We start from the raw sequence: 20,904 nt of genomic DNA on the forward strand, positions 1-20,904 counted from the left end.
TCCATGACCTTTTAAATAAAAAAACTATCCCGCTATTTGGGAATAGTTATTTGTAAGTATGTACTATTCGACAAACTGGCTGTTCTAGGCTGTTTGTTTTTATTTTGCACTAAATTTGTCCATTTCATAGAGCAAATGATAGGTACCGCTTTCACCTTAGATGATATGCCCCTGCAAAATAAGTGTAAAGGATCACTTAATGAAAATAAAGGAAAAATTTTATGAATTTCGTTCTTTCAAACTAGGATTTTTTTGCTATATATATGGAACTAAACAATTTGGTTCTGTAACGATTTCCTAGATTAATGACAATATTCTACAAAATTTAAGCACAATATACCTGCAATCATCGGAGTTTGTCGAATATCGTTTTAGGCTATTTATTGCTCAATCCGATCCTGGCAATCTGGCTAAAGGTGTAATTGAGTCAATAGTTAAAGCTTAAGACATAGACGATTAACGATTTTCATAGGGTCTTTATTGATTTGTGTAATGAATGTCTGGACAGCCACTCTAATTTCTTCTACCGTTTTATAAAAAACATTATAAATAATTGATTTTTTTAACCATCCCCACAGTCCTTCAATTAGGTTTAACTCTGGGCTGTATGGTGGGAGAAAAACAAGTTGCAGATGATCTTTATGGGCTTCGAGAAAAGGTTGAATCAGTTTCGAGTGGTGGATTCTAGCATTATCCAGTATCATTACAATCTTCTCACCCTTGTATCTGACTACAACTTTTTCAAGAAAAGATAGGAAAACTTGAGCATCATAGTGTTCTTCTTCTGTGACAAACACTTCGCCTGTTTCGTAATCGAGGGTACCAATTAATTTAACCCCGTGATGTTTTCCATAAGTAGGTATCACTTTTTGTTGCCCTTTAGGAAACCATGTATTGGCTAAAGCTTGGTAGTCCCTGATCATGGATTCATCTTGAAACAGAATTCGATCAATTTCGTCATTCATCATTTTTTTTAATCGTTTCAAATTCTTGTTTGAACGCTTCCTGTTTCTCGGGGTCAGCCTTTGCTAGGGTATACGTTGGTTTTGTGTAACTAAATCCCAAACGAGTCAACAATCTCCTTACACCCCGGTCCGTATAAACAATGTCAAATGTTTGCTTAATCCAATCGCGAACAAGAAATGAAGTCCAATTCATTTCTGCGGGAAATCCAACAGCAGCTGGCTTTTTTTCAACAATTAACTGATAGAGTTCCTTTTCTTGTTCCTCTGTTAGTTGACAAGGGCGTCCGGGAGATTGTCCGGGAACTAATCCCTCCAAACCGTTAGTTTTATAGGCTCGAACATAGTTATATATAGTTTGCTCCGTACATTCTAAAAGGTCAGCGATTTCTACATAAGTCCGTCCTTTTAAATGCATGAGGATAGCCTGATAACGTTTAAACATCCGTAGATCCCTTAAACCATGCATACAAGCTTTAACTTCCTGAATTGAATCCATGTTTTCATTTTGAAGGATTTTCATTATGTGTCCGCCTTCCTAAAGGTTTTATTTACCTATAAGAATTGGACAAATTTTCTTAAAATCCTTTAATTCCATTTATATAGAAATGAAGAAAATGATTTTTTCATAAAAAAAGGAAAGGATTCCGAAAAGTACTCTCATTGAAAAGTCTGATTTCCTATTTTGGAAAAACGGAGATACGGATATATTTCGCGGATATATGGACTTATTCCATGGATAAAGGGGGAAAGTTCACGGATAAATTGATAATTTCAACGGATAAAATTCAAAATCGCACGGATAAGAACATTCATCTCCATTGAGATTTCCTAAGATCTGGAATACAAAAAACAGAGCACAAGTATACTCCAATGCTCTGTTTTTATGAGTTATTCTTCTTGTAAGTTTTTCTCGCGAATCGGTTCTTCTACTTTTAAAAATTCGGGCATGCTGTGGGTTGCCATAATGCCGTGATAACTGACGTCGAGGCCGAGTTCCTCTTCCTCATTCGTCGCGCGGATCGGCACCCATTGCTTTATGAGTTTCAGTCCGAACCATGTAAACACAAAGCCCCAGGCACAAAGGACAACCAGGCCAAGAAGCTGCACACCTAACAAATGCCAGCCGCCGCCTGTCAGCAAGCCGTCTTTTGTCGCAAACAGACCGACTGCGATTGTTCCCCATGCCCCTGAGACAGCATGGACGGGAAACGCACCAACCGGGTCATCAATTTTTCGCGCTTCCAACCAGTCCGTTGCCGCCATCATCAACATCCCTGAAACAATACCGATCACAATGGAAGATAAGTCGCTGACAAAAGCGTTGCCTGCCGTAATTCCGACAAGTCCTGCAAGGGAACCGTTAATGACAGATGGCGCATCCGAACGACCGTAACGGAACAGGGTGTAAATCAGTGTGACCGCTCCTCCTGCTGCAGCCGACAACATCGTCACAATCGCAATATGACCAATCCGCACATCCGTTGCTTGCAGAGTGCTTCCAGCGTTAAAACCAAACCAGCCAAACCAGAGTAAAAAGGCGCCAACCGATGCTAAAGGAAGGTTGCTGGGCAGGGCGATTGAACTCGTTCCATCCGGATTGAATTTCCCTTTTCTTGGTCCAATTAAGATTGCGGCCGCCAGCGCAGAAAAACCACCTAAAGCATGAATCACAGCCGAACCGGCGAAATCCTGAAAGCCCAATTTGCTCAACCAACCGCCGCCCCATACCCAATGACCGGCAATTGGATAAATGATAGCTGTCATCAGGACGACATAAAGGATATATGCCCGGAAATTAATTCTTTCTGCTACCGCACCAGAAACAATCGAAATAACGGCAATGACAAACGCCGCCTGGAATAACCAGAATGTGTCAAGTGAAACCGGCAAATCCAAATGGGAGAAATCCCCCTTTAATAAAAAGCCGTTTTTACCGATAAAAGATAGAAAGTCGGCCCCATACATGAGTGCAAACCCGAGAACATAATAGCTTAAGGTGCCAATCGTAATATCAGCGAATACTTTCATGATGATATTCACACTATTTTTCGAACGGACAAAGCCTGCCTCTAATAAAGCAAAACCGCCCTCCATTAATAAAATCATTGCCGCCGTCAGCACAACCCAAATGGTATTTAGGCCTGATTGCAGTGCTTGAATGGTCATTCTGTCATTCCCCCTTGATCCACCCATCGTCTAAGCTCATCGATTATATCATTTGCCAAAACGATTCGTTCCATTTCCGGTTCTTCTTGAATCTTTTCGATCAATCCATTGATTTCAGCAAGTTTCCGATTGATTTGTTCAATTTGCTGAAATCGATCTTTGACATTGACGAGATATTCGACAGCTTGGTGGTGAACCGGCGGCCGACCAGCAAAAAATTTCCGCACCGGAGAAAGTGACTGGTACCAAACTTCATGCGATCTTCTTTTTTGCTCAAACTGCTTAATTTTTTCTTTAATGATGTCAATCTCATTTTGTTTCATGCCTTTGATTGCTTCTAACGCCTCAATTAATTGCTTGGAAGAGAACCAAAAAACAGGATTTTGATAATAATCATTTACCGCAATCATGTTACATCCCCTAACATAGTAAACTTTTATTTGTTTATTTTAAGACGACTACTAGTTAACTTTAGAACAGAAAGTATTATGTTAGATTTCCTTACATATATACGTTACATTTTCTGATTATAAATTGGTTTGCCATTAAAGTCAATCATTATTGCCGTTTGTATGAAATACCATTGTTTTCCTTTAACCTAATACAGGACTCCATTACGCTCTTTCCGTTTTTTTATCCATTCCATACAAAAAGCTCATCCCAGTCCGGATGAGCTTTTTTGATTCCACTATTTCACTAACATATACAGAAGGAAAACGACTGCTAAGACAAAACGATAATAGGCAAATGGCTTCAATTTTATTTTCGAAATAAGCTTCAAGAACACTTTAATAACAACTAAGGCAACAATAAACGCGGTAATAAAACCGACTCCAAAGAATGGAATATCGCTTGGCGATAAATATTTGTAGCTTTTTACCAAATCAAGTCCGGAAGCTGCGACCATCATTGGCACCGCAACAATAAATGTAAAATCCGCAGCTACGCGATGGCTTGTCCCTGCAAGAATACCGCCGGCAATCGTTGAACCTGAGCGAGAAAACCCTGGCCACAGTGCTAAAACTTGATACAAACCAACCACAAAAGCCTGTCGATAGGTTAATGAATCCAGATCGGTGGTCGGGTTGGGTTTTTTTCGATTTTCGGCAACAATCATTAAAATACCACCGGCAACGAGCCCAATTAATACAGTTGTTGGCGAAAAAAGATACGCTTTAATCGCATCACGGGCAATCAAGCCAATGACAACCGCCGGAATCATCGCTAAAATGACGTGAATAAAATTTAAGCCTTGGCGCTTTTCTTTTGAAAAAACTCCTTCGATCAATACAATGAAACGCCGCCAATAGACAACAACAACAGCAAGAATGGATCCGAGTTGGATAAAAATTTCAAATGTTTTCGATGCTTCCCCCGTATAGTTGAGAAGATCTCCTACTAAAATTAAATGCCCTGTAGAGGATACAGGAAGAAACTCAGTCAGACCTTCGACCATTCCCAAAATGATGGCTGTAATGTAATGAAACAATGTGACTTCCTCCTTATTCGTGCAGCTCCTAAAAATGGTATCATACTTACTTACTCTAACCGACCTAGCCGCTATAATGCAATCATTTAAACGCTTGTAGCAAAACAATTTTTCAGCTTAACTGTTTGCGAATAATCGGCTTTGACAATGGCAGCTTTCCTTCGACTAACTCTTGTTCAGGATGGCCAAGGGCATAGCCTTGTCCAAGTTGAACTCCTAGGTTTTGTAAAAACCGCAATTCTGATATGGTTTCAATTCCTTCAGCAATCACTAAGGTTTCCGATTGCAAAGCAAACTCCAGCAGCAGTTCAACCAAGTGCTGCTGTGTCGGGTGTTCTTCAATCTTTCGAATCAGCGATTTATCAATTTTAATAAACTCCGGTTTTAAATAGCCTAATGTTTTCAAACTGTTATACCCCGTCCCGGCGTCATCTACCGCAATCCGGAATCCTTGGCGGCGGTAGTGGCCAACGATTTTTTCAAATTGTTCATAATCAATAACGGCTTCTTTTTCCGTTAATTCCAACACAATTTGATCTGGGGATAGACCATAACGATCCAAAAGTTCTAACGTCTTTCCGCTTCTGTAAGAAGGATCGGCCAACACTTGCGGCTGGATATTCAAAAATACCAACTTTCCTTGAAATTGGGGAGACGTTTCAATTTGCCTTGAGTATCGTTCAAGTGAAAGGTTCCGCAGAAATTGTTCGATTCCAAAAACAGCCCGACTGCTTCCTACATAGTCATAAAACTTTTCGGTTGTCGGGAAATGCGGTGAACGATCAGGACGGTTGAGAACTTCAAAACCCATCGTGGCGCCATGCCCCAGTGAAAGAATCGGTTGAAAAAAGGTCGTTATTTTTTTGGCATTCATTAAGGTTTTAAGCTCCCGCTCACGGCTGTATTCCTGATAAAACCGTTCCCGATTTACATGCAAAAAGCGAAGATAGTCGAATAGTTTTTTCATTTTGCCACCTTTAAAATTGTCTGATTTGCCACAATTAATTATAAAGCAATCCTTTCAGCTTTCTTGTAAATTTTTCGTAAAAAAAACACCCTTAACGGGTGAATTAGATGTTCATTCCTGTATAGGTCAGCACTGCATCTCTCAAAAATTCTGCGGCTCCAGGTTGGCCCTTGTCATAATAGTCTTTAAACCGTTCGTCACTCACATACATTTGTACAATTCCAACATGTGCTTCCTTCGTGTAAACATCCCAATAAAAACTTAGCCACTGTCGGTGCAAATCAGCTGTTTTTTGCGCAAGATCACTGGATGGATCCCCTGTTTGATAGGCGGCATAAAGGGTTTCCAGAATTTCATCGGCTAACTTCGTAACAACTTCATATTGCTCCTGGGTTATTCCCTTTATCTTTTGATTTGAGCGGTCCACCGCCTGATCACCAAACTTTTTACGAACTTCCTCTCCGTAATTCTTTTCGTTTTCTTCAATCAGTTTCGTTTTAAAGCCTTCAAATTTTTCCTGATCTGTCATTTTTATTCCCCTCTCAGCTGAAGCAATCGTTTTTTTAACATTGGCAATTAATAAATCCAATTGCTTTCTTTTTTCCAGAAGCTGATCATGGTGCGTTTTCAGTGCTGCAAGTGCGTCAAAAGTAGGGGAAGTTATGATTAGTTTAATCTTTTCCAGGCTGTCCCCAAGCTCGCGATAAAAAAGAATTTGCTGGAGAATTTCAACTTCCTCGCGCCCATACTTCCGGTAACCAGATGAACTGATTTCAGCCGGCTTTAGAATTCCAATTTCATCATAATACCGGATGGTTCTCGCGCTGACCCCCGCCAACTCCGCCAGTTTTTGCACTGTGTATTCCATACGTCTTCAGCTCCTTCCATTTTCACCATACACTTTTACGTAACGTAAAGGTCAATTAAAAAATGTCGTTGATTGGAAAAAATCCGGGATAATCGCAAATCAGTCATTGCTATTGCCTAAATAAGATTGACCTGTTTGACTGATACTATAGAAAGAACAAAATAAGGAGGGATCAGCATGTTCAATCAATTGTTCCCAGCAACAGCAACCAAAGTGAATGGAAATACACCGGATTATATCAATGAAGCAATTCAAAGGAAAATCGCGGAAAATATACGTCTTTTTAAAGAAAAGGATAAAACGGAAATCAAACAGCGGCTTGAAGAATTGGATTTTGAATGGGATACTGAACGGGTGCTTGAGACCAATTTGTCAATCATTACTCTCATCTCTTCCATTTATGGGCTGACAAAAAATCGGGCATGGATGCTAGTATCCGGAACTGCAAGTGTATTTATGATCCAGCATGCCTTGCAAGGCTGGTGTCCCCCATTGTCGCTGATCAGGAGGCTTGGTATCCGGACAGCTGAGGAAATTGATCAGGAAAAAGACGGCTTAAAACAACTGTTTTTGGAAAAATAACCCTTTTTACTCCCATCTATTTGATCGTCTTCGGCGGAACGCGTTGATTTGATAGAAGAAAAACGCCAAACATAGGGTTAAGAGTGAAAAAAAGAGCGCTACAGTGGCGAATGCAAACACATAGGCATTGTACTCGGCAATTTTTCCAATCACTTGCTCACTAGGAATTCCGAAAAATTTTGCAACCACATTAAACAAAAACAAAATGAAAAAAATCGCTGCCAGGCCGTTCGCTGAATTGCGCATATCTTCCCTGCTCAAAGCAATATGGGAAGATATGCTAATCGCCGCAAGCAAAAAAAGCCAAAACGATGGCCGAATGATATTCTCCATTGTAAAAAAACTTTTGCCAATGACCAAAGCCGCTCCTGTCGTAATCGTCCATCCATTGAAGCTCACGTTCCCCGTTATGAGAAGCTGCTGAACCTCCGTTTGAAAAGCCGTGAACGATTGCGGCACCAAGTAATACATGCCTAGAAGCAATGCGGCAATTCCACTAAAAAGCGGACCCACCCCGATAAAAAAATTCCCTACCCGCTGGTAAAGGCTGTTGCGATTGTATTCATGTTCCACATAGCCGAGCACTCCATCCGGGCTGTTCAATTGCAGCAGCTTCACCCTTGTTACCCGGTGTCCCCAGAGAAAACACATCAGCAAATGCCCCAATTCATGAACCGGAGTCCCGAGCCACGCCGTCAGCATGACACCCTTTCGTCCGAAGGCGCGAACAAGCAGCCAATTGGACAACTTCTCAAGATAACCCAAAAGAAGACCGCACGCAATCAGCACACCAAGCAAATAAACCAATTGAACGAAACTCATCCAAACCATCTGAAAAATCGATACAGCCACATTCATTTTCATTCCCTCACTCGTTAGCCAAACCGGTAAATTAAAAACCGTTCATATGGATCATGTTTCAGTAAATTTTGCAAACCCACTTCCAGCTTCAATTCAAATGGTGAGTATTTTTCCAAAAAATAAACATACTCATCTGCCGGGTAATACAAAATGAGTTCCATCTCCCTTGGTGATTTTTCAAACGAAAGCAGCAAATTGTTGACGACTGTGCGAAAAATTTCAACGGAAAACGGATTAAAAAAATAAAAGCGATTGTCCCGGGGGTCAAACGGATACTCTTCTGCTTTACCATAAAAAAATTCGATCTTCTTCGTCTTTTTACAGTACCGTTTCAAATTATCAAGCGCCTTTTGGTAAAGCATTTCATTCATTTCGACGCCGATCGCCGCGGCACCTGAAACATAATGAAAAAAGAAATTGAGCCGCCCTTTTCCAGAGCCAAAATCGACGATGCGGTCGCTGTCTCTTAACTCGTACTTTGCCATCAATTCCTCAAGGGCACAATACGGAGTCGGCTCGTAGCGGTGGTAATGGAAAGAGGGATAAAAGCCTTGCTGTTCCTCACTCGTCTTGATGTTTAACAATTTTTCATAAAAATATTCCTTCATATGCATTCCCGTTCCAATCTGTCTAAACCTTGTTTTCTGATAGCATCTCGGCGTTCATGTCGATTCGTTCGCTTACAAAGGTAGAACCAAGAATCAAAGCCCCGCCAATCATTTGCAGTGGACTCATACTTTCGCCAAGAAAAACAGCCGCAATCAACACCGCTGAAATCGGATCGATGTAACTGAGTACAGCGATCGTCTGCCCCTTCAATTCCTTTAATGAAGTAAAGTAGAAAAAGTACGCAACACCCGTATGAATGATTCCAAGCATAACGATAAAAGTAACCGACTGGGCGGATATGCCGGATAAATTCAAATGATCTTTGAAAAAAGTGTACGGCAGCAACACGAGCGAGGCAACCAGTAATTGAATCAATGTTGTCTCAAATCCGGAAAGATTTTTAATAAATTTATTCATTAAAATGGCGCTGGCATACAGGGCCGCAGCCGATAGGCCGTAGAGAATCCCGATGGCATGGTTGTAGGTTCCTCCGGCCGCTCCGCTTTTGTTTAGGTTGACAACAAGAAACAAACCGATCATCGCGGTAAGAATGCTGCCCACTTTGACGGGCGTCAGTTTTTCTTTTAACACAAACGGCGCTAACATCATGACAAACACCGGGGCAAAATAATAGCTTAACGTCGCATTGGAAACAGTTGTATATTTATAGGCTTGAAACAAAAAAATCCAGTTAAAGCCAATCGCTGCTCCGGAAAGCAGCAGCAGCCAGCCATTTTTCTTCAGCGACTCCCAAGATGTCTTCTTCTGCTTCAGGAAGACGCTGACGATCAATAGGAACAAACTGCCGATCATTCCTCTCAAAAACGCAATCCCGCTAGAAGGCAAATCTACATTTTTCACAAACACGCCGATGCTGCCAAAAATCAACATCGCTGTAACCAGTTTCAGCTTTCCTTTCACCTTGTCCCAGCTCCCCCATTTTTTTAGCTACTCACCATTCGCCTTTTATTTGTATTATACATGATCTGGTGCCACTTTGAATTTATCCGAAATGCTCGATTGAAAAAGCAGGTTTTTAGGCATCCGAAATAGAAGTAGTAATAGGTTTATAGATAAATTTTATGATTCTTATAAGGAGGAAGCACAGATGCGGAACAAGGAAATGCTGCTTATCCCCGGGCCGACGCCGGTTGTCGATTCGATTTACGATGCGCTTGCATCCGAAACACGGAGCCATACCGATCCACGGTTTGTCGCCATTTATCGCAGTGCAATTGAAAAAACAAAAGAAATGCTGAAAACAGACGGTGAAGTGTTTGTCATCAGCGGTTCAGGCACATTGGCAATGGAGATGGCTGTTGTCAATACGGTCCAGGCTAGGGAAAAAATGTTGGTCATCAGCCAAGGGTACTTTGGCGATCGATTTAGCAAATTGGCGGAAGCCTATGGAATCGAAGTCGATTGTATTCAATCTGAATGGGGAAAACGAGTGAACCCGGAAGATGTCGAGAAAACGCTTGCTGATGGTTCCTTCAAGGCGGTCACCATCACCCATGCCGACACTTCGACTGGTGTATCGGCCAATTTGGAAGCGCTTATTCCGATCATCAAAAAACACGGTGCACTTGTCATCCTTGACGGGGTTTGTGCAACAGCGGCAATGGAAGAAGATATGAGCAAAACCTATGGCAGTCCGGAAGCGAAAATTGATATTGTTTTAACCGGTTCACAAAAAGCGATCGGCGTTCCTCCAGGTTTGGCCATTGTCGCGTTTAACCAATCTGCCCTCGAAGTCCGCAAGCAAATCGAACGGGTGCCTGCTTACTATTGCGATATTTACAATTGGCTTCCGATTATGCATGACCCGGGAAAATATTTTGCCACACCGCCAGTTAACCTCATTTATGCCTATGATGAAGGTATGAGGCTTGTTTTGGAAGAAGGCATGGAGCAGCGGCACAAGCGGCACAAGGCACTGGGCAAAGCAGTCAGAGGCGCGTTGGCCATCTACGGTATGCGCGCGCTGGCTGAAGAAAGCGATGCGGCCTGGACGTTAAGCTGTATTCTCTACCCTGAGGGGGTAAACGATTCAGTGTTTCGTTCGGCGTTAGCTGAAAAAGGCGTGATTGTCGCAGGCGCGCTTGCCCACTTGGCAGGCAAAGCGTTCCGCATCGGCCACATGGGCAATGCAACAGAAGAAATGCTTGAAAAAGCAATTGTCTTAATTGGGGAAACGCTGAATGAAATGGGGTTATCCGTCGACCCTTCTGAAGCAGCAGCTCGGTTTCGCGAGCTGACTTACGTTCAAGCGTAACTGTGGCTTACGTTCAAGCGTGCGTAGCCGTGGCTTACGTTCAAGCGTAACTGTTTGACGCAGCGCAGTTTGGCTAGCTGACTTAGGTTCGAGCGTAACTGTTTGACGCAGCGCGGTTTGGCTCCTATGGTCAAACCGTGCTTTTTTCTTTTTCATGGTGACTCCATTATTATACATAGCACTCGATCTGAACTCACAGTTGCTGGTTTCTTTTTATTTGACGGGAAACGATGGCGCTCAGCGACCGCTTCACCCTTTTTTTCCGGTTGACGGGCGTTGAGGCAGGTGCTTATCGACCGCTACACCCTTTTTTTCCGGTTGATGGGCGTTGAGGCAGGCGATCAACGACCTTTCCTCCCTTTTTTTCCGGTTGACGGGTCTTGGCATCAACCATTCTACCTAATTTTTGTCTTTTAAAAAGGTCTCCACAGCAGACGTCATCTCCTTCGCTTCACCCGAGGCATGGCTGTCCCCCAGCAGCTTTGTCACTTCGCTGTGGGTAAGGGTTTTGCTTTCAAAGACTTCCACCCGGTTACCCGCCAGCTGTGTTCTCTTCACAAAACCGGCAACTGAAGCCGCTCTCCTTGTGACCAGCAGCATCGGCGGGAGATTTTTTTCAGCCGCATACGCTAAAGGAGATGCTTGCTTCCACACCTTTGGATCCGCTCCGAATACTTTTTTATAACTCCCCAGCCACTGAATGAATTCAACCAGATCAACAGGTCCCTCCAAATTGACAATCGAGTGGATTGATTGGGGCGACAGCCCAGCCTTTTGCAAATACTTTGGGTTGGTGCCAACCAACATGATCAAGTGGCCGCCGGCAGAATGCCCCATCAAATTGATCTTGCGACGATCGAGTTGATACTCACCCGCATGGCTGTCCACCCATTTTATCGCAAGAGCCACATCGCTTGCCATTTCCTCATATGTAGCTTTTGGCGAGAGACGATGGTTGATGGAAATGAAGACATAGCCCTTTTTTATAAAAAAATTCGGCTTTTCTGCGACATTTTCCTTATTTCCCCCTGTCCATCCCCCGCCATGAACATAAAGGATCACCGGCAGTTTTTTCCCTATTGGAATCCTTTGAGGCATATAAATATCGAGTTTCTGTTCCAGTTTGTCTCCATATTGAATATTTTCAATCTTATCGATTTGCTGATTCTTTTGCAGCCAAAAAGAGATTCCCGCTGCAATTAGTACAATGCAAAGGGCAAGCCCAATACCTGTCTTTAGCTTCATTCCCGCACCTGCTTACTATTTTTCCACCTCTTGTTGGGCTCGCAACCGATCCACAACTTGATGCTGTCGGCCAACTGACTAATTTGTCCCATTATGCACCCCTTGTTTGCACCGCACCCGCTTTTAAACAGGTTTCCAATATGTTTATATTCGCCTCTTCATTTTTGCGGATCACCTTTTGGAAATCCGGCAGAAACGCCTGCACCGGCGAAATCTGTTCCTCCCCGCAAACATCCATGCCTTCAACTTGTTTATTTTTCAAAATAAAGGCAAGATCGTGCAGCAACGTTTCACTGTTCATAATCCCCTGATCCCAGTTGGTCACAGCTTCTGAACGGTTTAAGACATCCTTATCAATACTGATGTATACAGTTTCTGTGTGGATGGCAGATAGAATGGATTTTCGTGAGTAGTGATGGCTACCATCGAATGGAAAAATGACAACCCGGGAGTCGAAAGCTTGATGTGGCATGGCCGTAGTGGGTCCAATAATGACAACGCGCTGCAAGAGTGGCAGTTCTCTTAATGCATAAGATACCCAAGTGCCGCAGGAAAGCAAATTCTGTTCTTGCTCCGCGACCGTTCCAAGATCAGGGTGATTGTCGAATAATACGAGGGTAAACGGTTTTGTGATTTCTTTTAAAAATAAAAAACTAACATAATGATAGTTTCCGCTGCCGATAAAGGTGATCCCCTTCTCATTTCTTTTCTGCAATTTTTTTTGCAAAATTTTAAGGGAATCGAGCTCACAATATAGATTTACGTGCTGCAGTTTTTCAAAATCAATTTCTTCATGCGGAAATTTCCTCAGCCTTTGCTGCTCATAATACGTATCGTCAAAATGAAGAATCGTCATCCCTTTTTTCATCAAACCCATCATCACCATCTCCTTTTCATTTTTATTAAAAAGATTGATAGATTGATAAGCAAAGAGGATATGTGGAATCTGTATCTACCTATTATAGCACGAACCATCGGCGGAGTTGCGGCCATGAAGTAATCAGGATGCAAATTTCCCAATAAAAAGTTGACTTCCTTACTGGTTGTGTTGCTCTGAGCCTTTATCCGCGCAAAATTTCAATTTATCCGCATTTCTAATTTATACCATCCAGATTTTAACCCATTTTTCTATCTCCAGACCTTTTTCCGCGAAAACCCCTCTATCTATTTCTAGAATTTTCCTTTTTTATCCGTGCAAAATTTTTATTTATCCGTATTTCCATTTATTCAATAGGGATTTTATAGGCTGGCTGCTCTGTAGGAACAGCACGATTTAGTTGTGACATCTTTTTTACCTCCACAATAGGATAAACTAAACCCCAATAGGTTTACAGAATATTCTTAGCAAAAAAAGAGGAGGCACGACTGCCCCCAAAGTGTTTCTCCCGCATTAACGGACAGTGGGAATGAAGAATCCACCACTGATTATTTCAATAAATATACCCTTGTCTCATACGGTTTCAGCGTGAATTCCTTCCGCAGTTTTTGTTCAGCTACTGGATAGTTAGTTAATATCCGTTCTGATTTTTCATAGGGAACGCTTGATGGAACTTTAAAGCGTGTAGACTTTTTGCTAAAATTGTTGATCACAATGGCCTTTTTGCTTCCATATTGGCGGATATAAACAAACAATCTTGGATGGTTTGGAAGCAGCAATTCATATGTTCCATAGACGAACAGCGGATTTTCTTTCCGCAGCTGGATCATTTTTTTATAAAAATGGTAGATCGAATCGGAATCCTGCAACTGTTCAGCAACGTTAATTTCCAGATAATTCGGATTTACTTTCAGCCAAGTTTTGTCAGCGGTAGTGAATCCGCCCATATTTGTTGCATCCCACTGCATGGGTGTTCGGGAATTATCCCGCCCTTTCTCCCAAACGACCTGCATGATTTCTTCATGTGGACGGCCTTTTGCAGATTCCACCTTGTAAAAGTTAACCATTCCGACATCATTGTAATCTTCAATCGAAGGAAACTGAACATTGGTCATGCCGATTTCCTGTCCCTGGTAAATAAACGGGGTTCCCTTCATGAAAAAATACATGGCGCCCAGCATTTTGGCACTTTCTTTCCAATATTTCTGATCATCACCCCAACTTGAGACTCTGCGCGGTTGGTCATGGTTTTCAATGAACAAAGCATTCCAGCCTCTGCCTTCCAAACCGGTCTGCCATTTGCTCAAATTCTTTTTCAAAGCACGGACGTCAACCGAACCATCTGCCGCTTTGTCCCACAAATTCAAAAACTCAAATTGGAAAATCATATTAAAATAGCCGTTTTCTTCGCCTACCCAGCGATCGGCATCTTCAAGCCCCACACCATTTGCTTCCCCAACCGTCATGACGTCATAATTTTTAATCGTTTTCTTCGTAAATTCGTTTAAAAATTCATCAATCCCCTCGACGTTCATCATTTTCGGGAAGCATGGAACATAGTCCAAGTTTTTAGGGTTCGGCATATCCGGGAAACCCGGTTCTTTTTTAATATGGGAAATGGCATCCACCCGAAAGCCGTCGATTCCTTTCTCAAGCCACCAGTTTACCATATCGTACAAGGCGTTGCGGACTTCTGGGTTTTCCCAGTTTAAATCCGGTTGCCGCTCGGAGAAAATATGCATAAAGTACTGGTCGGTTTCTTCATCGTATTTCCAGGCCGACCCGCTAAAAATCGATTCCCAGTTATTTGGCTCCTTTCCATTTTTGCCGTCCCGCCAAATATACCAATCGCGCTTTGGATTGTCTTTTGAAGAACGCGATTCAATAAACCACGGGTGTTCATCACTCGTATGGTTGATGACCAAATCCAAAATCAATCTCATCCCGCGTTGATGGACGCCTTCGAGCAGCTCGTTAAAATCATCCATCGTTCCGAATTCATCCATGATATCCTGATAATCGGAAATATCGTAGCCATTATCGTCATTCGGCGACTTGTACATCGGCGAAAGCCAAATAACATCAATTCCGAGTTCTTTCAAGTAATCAAGTTTGGACGTGACCCCTTTTAGATCACCAATTCCGTCGCCATTGCTATCCATGAAGCTTCGCGGATAAACCTGGTACGCGACGCTTTCTTTCCACCATTTTTTGTTCATTTGAACACCTCTTTTTAAAAATCGCTTGTGGTTCTCTATTCATTCTACAAATTCGCTGACTAAATATGCAGCGTTTGCCACGAATCCCGCCAGTTCCGCTTCGATTCGACAACTTTTTCCAGCTGACTCCACCGGTTCCCGAACGAATTCCGCAACTTTTTCCGCTGATTCCACCGGTTCCCGAACTTTTTCCGTCCGATTCCGCCAGATGCGGCGCCGATTCCGCGACTTTCACAATTTATTCCGCCACTGTCACAGTTTGTTCGCCCTTTCAATCTGGAAAACAATGAAACTTACACCCACCACATTTCTGAAACCGGTTCCTCAATGAGCACCGATTTCAGGTGGTCTGTTAAGCCATGTTCCGGCTCATCCAAAGTAGCTGTTCTTGCTGCAAATCCTTCCTCCTGCAAAAATTCAGCAATCGTCCTATGGATACCCGAACCACTGGATTTTTTTGTTCAGCGCGGCAACTAATTACTCCTTTTACTGCCACACCTTTTATTTTAGAGAATGAAAAAATTAATGAAACGGCTTACATTGACACAGATGGTGGAAAATATTGAACTGGAAGGGTGAGAAAATGGATGGAGCCGTTTCCACATACAAGCCAAATCTCATGGGAAAATGACAAAAAAGATCCAAGCTCAGAAAATCGGGAGAGCAATAACCGAGATCTCTCTTCGTCCCGATAAACGGAAGGGCTGCTCCCCTTTACTGCAATGAATGCTTGTCCCGGTATTCATTTGGGGTGATGCCGACAAGCTTCTTGAACACTTTGCGAAAATATTTATCATCCTGGTAGCCGATCATCCCAGCGATTTCATAGATTTTTAACTGACTGTTTTTTAACAGTGATTTCGCCTTTTCCATGCGGATGTTCAAGAGATAATCCGAAATATTCACATGAAATTCCTGCTTGAATTTTCGCGAAATGTATTCCCTGCTAATGTAAAAGTGGTCGGAAAGTTCTTGCAATTTAACGTCACGATCATAATTGGCTTGCAAATACTTTTCAATTTCATCAATGACATTGTTCGTTTTTTGTGCCGCTATCCGTTTTACTTTTTTCAAAAAAACAGCAATCTCCCGTAATTTTCGTTGCTTGAAATTCTCTAACTGAAAAGTGCCATTTTTGTCAAAAAACAAATCCACCCGTTTTTCGTACTGGTCAGCTATTCTTATCGGAATCTGATATTTTTTGTACCATCTATTGCTAATGAGCAAATATTCATTTTCAAAATGGAGCAGTTGTTCATAGGATAAAGTCTGAAATATAACTCACGGTTACCCAATAAGAAAATGGGCATGACAAATAAGCCATCAATCGATGACTGAATTGGAAATATTTGTATTACTAACTTATCAAGTAGTTACAGCTGTCATCACTCGAAAACCTTGACTTTTAGCTAATAAAATCGCTTGTTCAACCGTGATCTCACGGTTTACTGGAAGAACATCGGCTTTTTTATATAATTCCGGATTATACGGTTCTTTCTTTTTAAGAATGTTGTAAATAGCGGTTAAAAGCATTCGGGCAATTGCAATAATAGCTCGCTTGTGACCACGGCGTTTTTTGAGCCTTAAATAGCGGTTTCGAATTTCGGGATGCTTTTCACTTTTCACTACAGCAGTAGCACATTGTACCAATAGTGGCTTAATATAGCAGCCGGCTCTCGAAATTCTTACTGACTTTTTCTTGCCGGCACTCTCATTATTTGTGGGTGTTAGTCCTGCCCAGGAACATAAATGCTTAGCTGTTGGGAACACGTCCATATTAACACCTATTTCTGAAACCACGGCAATGGCGGAAAAGATGTTTTTAAAGGATGGAACAGTTAAGATCAAGTTGATTTCTTCTGTGTAGGGCGCGGCAAGAGAAAGAATTATTCTTTCCAGGTCTTCCTTACGGGACTCTAAATCTTCATAGTGCTGTTTAATGACCTTTAATTTTTCAGCCTGTTCCGGTGTAATAAATCCGTCAATGGCGAGTTCCAATTCAGGAAGTTTATCCTTCATGGAGCCGTGGATTAAAGGTTCTATGTCAAAAGAGGTATCTAACGGATTTTCAAGTAGCTTGTCAATGATGTTCATAGAACTTTTACCGAAGGTATCTGAAACAACATTTCCAAGCTGAATGTTAGACACGGTTAAACAGTTTTGTAGACGGTTCTTTTCACTTGACATAAAGTTAGTCAGTTTAAAACGATAACGCATAAGGTCACGGAGTTGTCTGATCGCTAGCGGTGGCATAAAGCTTCCAGCGACCAAGTCATGCTTAAATAAATCGGCGATCCATTTAGCATCTTTCTTGTCGGTCTTTTTGCCTCGGATAGCTTTGACATATTTAGGATGGGCTAGAGTGATGTTACAGGAATCTTCAAGTACATTAAACACAGGAATCCAGTATTTCCCGGTAGATTCCATACAAACATCCTTACAGTTATTTTCACAAAGCCATTGTGACAGCTCTTTCAATCCTTTGGTATAGGTTGAAAAGCGATGGCGTTTGTAAGTGGTGACCCCTTTGCCATTGGTAGAAGCAATACAGGCAACAACAAAGGTTTTGTGGACATCGATTCCACAACAAATTGGGTAAACAATTTTTAAAGCCATAGGGAGAACTCCTTTCACAAATTATAGGGATAGACAACATTGACTGATTGTCCAGCTATAAACGAGTAATGTTTATACAAAGATAAGTCTGCGTGCTCGAAGACACACTTATTTGTGCTTGGAAAGACAATCTACACATATAATAATGCGGTCACTCCACAACTGGAGCAGCCCACTCACCTCCACGTGATTTGTAGTTAATTGTTATCCCTATGGCAATAGATTAATAAAATAACGCTCAAGGCACAAAACATATTTCATTACGTTTTGTGCCTCGAGCGAAGCGAGAGGAATGGGTATAATAATGGTTTTCCGTATACTCTGCTACAATTTGCCGGGTCAACTCTTCGAATGCGCGCAGCTCCCCTGTCTGGACAGCCAGTTCAATATTGGAAGAATACGCCATCAAACTTTTTAGCGGCGGTTCCGGGGTGCTTTCCTGAAGATACACCCTGACATTCTTTTCTTCAAGGACATTTTGGTGAACCAGCAGCTGTTTCGCATGGAGATACGACTCTTGCAATTTCGCACTTGATTGAACAGGTTTTCCAAGAGCAATCGAACAAGAGACATTTAATGCTTTTTTGATCGTCTCGTAAATCATCACAAGCTGTTCCGCCACTTTATCCAATTGATCCCAAAAAATGATGACGATTTCACCTTTGTTTGATAAATAACGGAACCCGATTCCGCATTGCTTCTGCATTAATATCTCATTAATAACATTTAAAATGGTAAAATAGGCTAAATCCCGATCTCCATGAAACGATTCGATCGTTTTCCCGTTTACCCTAACAAGGCCAATATTGTAATGTCCCGACAGATGAAAACCAAACATTTCATACAAATCTTCCGTCGCAATGTCGCTGTTCATCAGTTGGGTAAGCTTCCGGTCGCGGTAGACCGGTTTCATTTCATTTATTAATTGATGGCTGCTCATATGTGTCTGCCGCTGTGCCTCTTCTTTTTTCCATTCGTTGACCACTTTCTCTAGCGTTTCATTCAAAATCTCCGGATCGATCGGTTTTAATAAATAATCGAAACTGCCAAAGTGGATGGCTTTGCGCATAAAATGATAGTCATCATAACCGGTGACAACGATCGTCTTGCTTGTAGGGGCATTTTCTTTCATCCACTCCAACAATCGGGTACCATCCATTCGCGGCATTTTCATATCTGTAAAAATAATTTCTGGCCGAAACTCCTCGATTAGACGAACCGCCTCTTCGCCATTTCCCGCTTCAAGGATGTCATCAACCCCGTTCTGCTCCCAAGCTCCCAGCAATTTCATTCCTTCACGAACATGTTTTTCATCATCGACTAGTAACACTTTCACTCTGGTTTCACCCCTTTTGGCATTTCCTTTGGAACGACGATGGTTACAGAAAACCCGCCTTCCTCTCTGGCAGCCACTGTCAATTTTGCTTGATTGCGATAATAAATCTGCAGGCGGTCGTAAATATTTTTTAATCCGATTGCCTCCCGGTTGCTGGCAGTCTCAGGTTTGTCAAACATTAAATGTTCCTTTAATAAGTTCAGCTGCTCTTCACCGGCTCCTTTCCCATTATCCAAGACAGTGATCTGAACGTTTTCGCCTTGCAACATGGCCGTTATTTGAATGAACGCTTGTTCCAGCAATTGATCAAAACCGTGTTTAAAGCAATTTTCCACAATCGGCTGCAAAATCATTTTCGGCACAAAGATGGTTTCTGCTTCTTTTTGTACATTCACTTCAAATTCCAGCTGCTCCTCGAACCGCTGTTTTTGCAAAAGCAGATACGCTTTTACATGTTCCACTTCCGCACTCAATTTCACAATATCTTCCTTCATATTCATACTATAACGCATCATAGACGATAATTTTGTCAGCAAGGAGTACACTTGCACCGCATTTGACTTAAGCGCAAGCGTTCCAATGGATTGAAATGCATTATATAAAAAATGCGGGTTAATTTGCGAGCGCAGCACCCGCAGCTGGGAAGCTTTATTTTCTATCTCGAGCTTATATTCTCGTAAAATCAGTTCATTGATTTTTGCAATCATCAACTTAAAATGCCTTCCGAGCATGCCGATTTCATCATTTCCGAGAGAATCAAAATCCGCTTCAAATTTGCCCTTTTCCACCTTTTTCATATTGTCAATCAACACTTTGATTGGCGCCGTAAGCTTAAAAGAAACACTCATCGTTGCCACCAACACAATGACCATGGTAATGATTCCAATTAAAATATTCATCAAAGCCGTTTCTCTGGCGCTTTCGTAAAGAACATCATACGGAATTCTTTTGACAATGTACCAGCCATTATACGGAGCGGGAAATGGATCATACACGATCACACCGGAAAAATTTGGATCTCTCCATTCAAGGCTTTTTCCTTCCTTCGGTGCGACTTTTACCTTTTCAAACCATTTTTCATGGTTTGCTTGTCCGATTTCCTTATCATTCGAAGAGTAAATCACAACTCCATTTTGATCCATAATATACAAGTCTTCTACGTTTTTCGTATACAATCTTTCGGTAATCGCTCGAATTTTTGAAAGATTGATATCGATCGATAGAAAGCCCAATAAAGTCTTGGCGGGAACATCTCTTAAAATCGTGTGAAAACTTAAAACGTATTTCTTTTGAGAATCAGGAATGACAGACATTTGATTATAACTATAGATTTTATGCGGCGGTTCGATGATTGAAAACTGATTCGATTGCTTCAATCGAGCATAGTAAGGATGGGAAAAAACATTCTCATACTTTCCTCTGCCGCTAATCCTTGAGTGATAGTTGGTGTAAGAATCTCTTCCCTTGTCAATATATAAATGCATTTGCTCAATTTCAGGACGTGAATTAAATAAATAGGCCAATGCCCGGCGAACCTCTTCCTGATTATTCGCAATATCCTGTGAAATTCCATCCCTCATCACATTCATAAACGGAGTATATCGGTACAGAACAGTCGACATTTGGGCGACATCCTGCAAATAGACACTCAGTTCCGCCTCCCCTTTTTGAATTAACTCATGGTTCGTCGACACAAACCGATTATTCAGCGATTTGGTTGTTTGATAATAAGACAAGGCAATGGATGTCCCGAACGGAAGGACAGTTGCCAGCATTAAAAAGATAATTAATTTTTTGCGGATGCCCCACTTCATGTCCTTCGGTTCATT

18 protein-coding genes and 1 pseudogene are annotated in these 20,904 nt (G+C 41.9%); 2 read left to right on the plus strand and 17 right to left on the minus strand.

Features of this window, described 5'->3' with window-relative positions; translation table 11 throughout:
* Nucleotides 1–434: 434 nt before the first annotated feature.
* The 6 genes from ACQYAD_RS02405 to ACQYAD_RS02430 form a co-directional block, all read right to left on the minus strand.
* Nucleotides 435–1,461, minus strand: a protein-coding gene (locus ACQYAD_RS02405; RefSeq protein ID WP_430235185.1) for an IS630 family transposase whose coding sequence is annotated in 2 segments (ribosomal slippage) — nt 435–990 and nt 989–1,461 — 1,029 coding nt in all. Because the reading frame shifts where the segments join, the coding sequence is not laid out codon by codon here.
* A gap of 392 nt (nt 1,462–1,853) precedes the next feature.
* On the minus strand, nt 1,854–3,131 hold the full coding sequence (locus tag ACQYAD_RS02410) for an ammonium transporter (RefSeq protein ID WP_430235128.1): 1,278 nt from the start codon (nt 3,129–3,131) through the stop codon (nt 1,854–1,856).
* Nucleotides 3,128–3,541 carry a hypothetical protein gene (locus ACQYAD_RS02415; RefSeq protein WP_430235130.1) on the minus strand — a complete coding sequence of 138 codons (414 nt, stop codon included), beginning with the start codon at nt 3,539–3,541 and terminating at the stop codon, nt 3,128–3,130. Before ACQYAD_RS02415 ends, ACQYAD_RS02410 begins: the two co-directional genes overlap by 4 nt.
* Before the next feature lie 278 nt (nt 3,542–3,819).
* On the minus strand, nt 3,820–4,620 hold the full coding sequence (gene bacA / locus ACQYAD_RS02420) for an undecaprenyl-diphosphate phosphatase (RefSeq protein WP_430235132.1): 801 nt from the start codon (nt 4,618–4,620) through the stop codon (nt 3,820–3,822).
* A gap of 112 nt (nt 4,621–4,732) precedes the next feature.
* Entirely contained in the window at nt 4,733–5,587 is an 855-nt protein-coding gene (locus ACQYAD_RS02425) for an EAL domain-containing protein (protein WP_430235134.1), read from the minus strand.
* A 103-nt stretch (nt 5,588–5,690) separates the two neighbouring features.
* Nucleotides 5,691–6,455, minus strand: a complete 765-nt coding sequence (locus ACQYAD_RS02430; protein WP_430235136.1) for a MerR family transcriptional regulator — start codon at nt 6,453–6,455, stop codon at nt 5,691–5,693.
* A 177-nt stretch (nt 6,456–6,632) separates the two neighbouring features.
* Here ACQYAD_RS02430 and ACQYAD_RS02435 point away from each other — a divergent pair, with 177 nt between their 5' ends.
* A complete protein-coding gene (locus ACQYAD_RS02435) occupies nt 6,633–7,037 on the plus strand; it encodes a DUF2892 domain-containing protein (RefSeq protein WP_430235138.1) in 405 nt (134 codons plus the stop codon).
* Nucleotides 7,038–7,043: 6 nt separating this feature from the next.
* Here the strand turns inward: ACQYAD_RS02435 and ACQYAD_RS02440 are convergent, their stop codons facing one another.
* The 3 genes from ACQYAD_RS02440 to ACQYAD_RS02450 are packed head-to-tail and all read right to left on the minus strand — an operon-like array spanning nt 7,044 to nt 9,428.
* Nucleotides 7,044–7,895: a hypothetical protein gene (locus ACQYAD_RS02440; RefSeq protein WP_430235140.1), complete on the minus strand. Its 852-nt coding sequence runs from the start codon at nt 7,893–7,895 to the stop codon at nt 7,044–7,046.
* A 17-nt stretch (nt 7,896–7,912) separates the two neighbouring features.
* Nucleotides 7,913–8,506 (minus strand): class I SAM-dependent methyltransferase, encoded by a 594-nt coding sequence (locus ACQYAD_RS02445; RefSeq protein WP_430235142.1) that lies wholly within the window; start codon nt 8,504–8,506, stop codon nt 7,913–7,915.
* 22 nt (nt 8,507–8,528) lie between these two features.
* Nucleotides 8,529–9,428: a DMT family transporter gene (locus ACQYAD_RS02450; RefSeq protein WP_430235143.1), complete on the minus strand. Its 900-nt coding sequence runs from the start codon at nt 9,426–9,428 to the stop codon at nt 8,529–8,531.
* Nucleotides 9,429–9,615: 187 nt separating this feature from the next.
* Between ACQYAD_RS02450 and ACQYAD_RS02455 the strand changes: the two genes are divergently transcribed.
* Entirely contained in the window at nt 9,616–10,782 is a 1,167-nt protein-coding gene (locus ACQYAD_RS02455; RefSeq protein WP_430235145.1) for a pyridoxal-phosphate-dependent aminotransferase family protein, read from the plus strand.
* Nucleotides 10,783–11,181: 399 nt separating this feature from the next.
* Here ACQYAD_RS02455 and ACQYAD_RS02460 read toward each other — a convergent pair whose 3' ends face one another.
* The 8 genes and pseudogenes from ACQYAD_RS02460 to ACQYAD_RS02495 all read right to left on the minus strand — a co-directional run bounded on the left by ACQYAD_RS02460 (nt 11,182) and on the right by ACQYAD_RS02495 (nt 20,889).
* Nucleotides 11,182–12,027, minus strand: coding sequence for an alpha/beta hydrolase fold domain-containing protein (locus ACQYAD_RS02460; protein ID WP_430235147.1), 846 nt, complete (start codon nt 12,025–12,027; stop codon nt 11,182–11,184).
* A gap of 91 nt (nt 12,028–12,118) precedes the next feature.
* Complete coding sequence (locus ACQYAD_RS02465; RefSeq protein WP_430235209.1) at nt 12,119–12,904, minus strand: arginase family protein; 786 nt, start codon at nt 12,902–12,904, stop codon at nt 12,119–12,121.
* 548 nt (nt 12,905–13,452) lie between these two features.
* The gene (locus tag ACQYAD_RS02470) at nt 13,453–15,123 is read right to left on the minus strand and encodes a glycoside hydrolase family 13 protein (protein WP_430235149.1); all 1,671 of its coding nucleotides are present in this window, start codon (nt 15,121–15,123) and stop codon (nt 13,453–13,455) included.
* 59 nt (nt 15,124–15,182) lie between these two features.
* A complete protein-coding gene (locus ACQYAD_RS02475) occupies nt 15,183–15,410 on the minus strand; it encodes a hypothetical protein (RefSeq protein WP_430235151.1) in 228 nt (75 codons plus the stop codon).
* A 427-nt stretch (nt 15,411–15,837) separates the two neighbouring features.
* Nucleotides 15,838–16,389: pseudogene (locus ACQYAD_RS02480) on the minus strand (helix-turn-helix transcriptional regulator); the annotation flags it as partial.
* Between the two features lie 99 nt (nt 16,390–16,488).
* On the minus strand, nt 16,489–17,739 hold the full coding sequence (locus tag ACQYAD_RS02485) for an IS110 family transposase (protein WP_430235153.1): 1,251 nt from the start codon (nt 17,737–17,739) through the stop codon (nt 16,489–16,491).
* A gap of 238 nt (nt 17,740–17,977) precedes the next feature.
* On the minus strand, nt 17,978–19,075 hold the full coding sequence (locus ACQYAD_RS02490) for a response regulator (RefSeq protein ID WP_430235155.1): 1,098 nt from the start codon (nt 19,073–19,075) through the stop codon (nt 17,978–17,980).
* The gene (locus ACQYAD_RS02495; RefSeq protein WP_430235157.1) at nt 19,072–20,889 is read right to left on the minus strand and encodes a cache domain-containing sensor histidine kinase; all 1,818 of its coding nucleotides are present in this window, start codon (nt 20,887–20,889) and stop codon (nt 19,072–19,074) included. Before ACQYAD_RS02495 ends, ACQYAD_RS02490 begins: the two co-directional genes overlap by 4 nt.
* Between the last annotated feature and the right edge of the window lie 15 nt (nt 20,890–20,904).

It is taken from the genome of Neobacillus sp. SM06 (assembly GCF_050496765.1).
In the GTDB taxonomy this organism is placed as follows: Bacteria; Bacillota; Bacilli; order Bacillales; family Cytobacillaceae; genus JAEVLT01.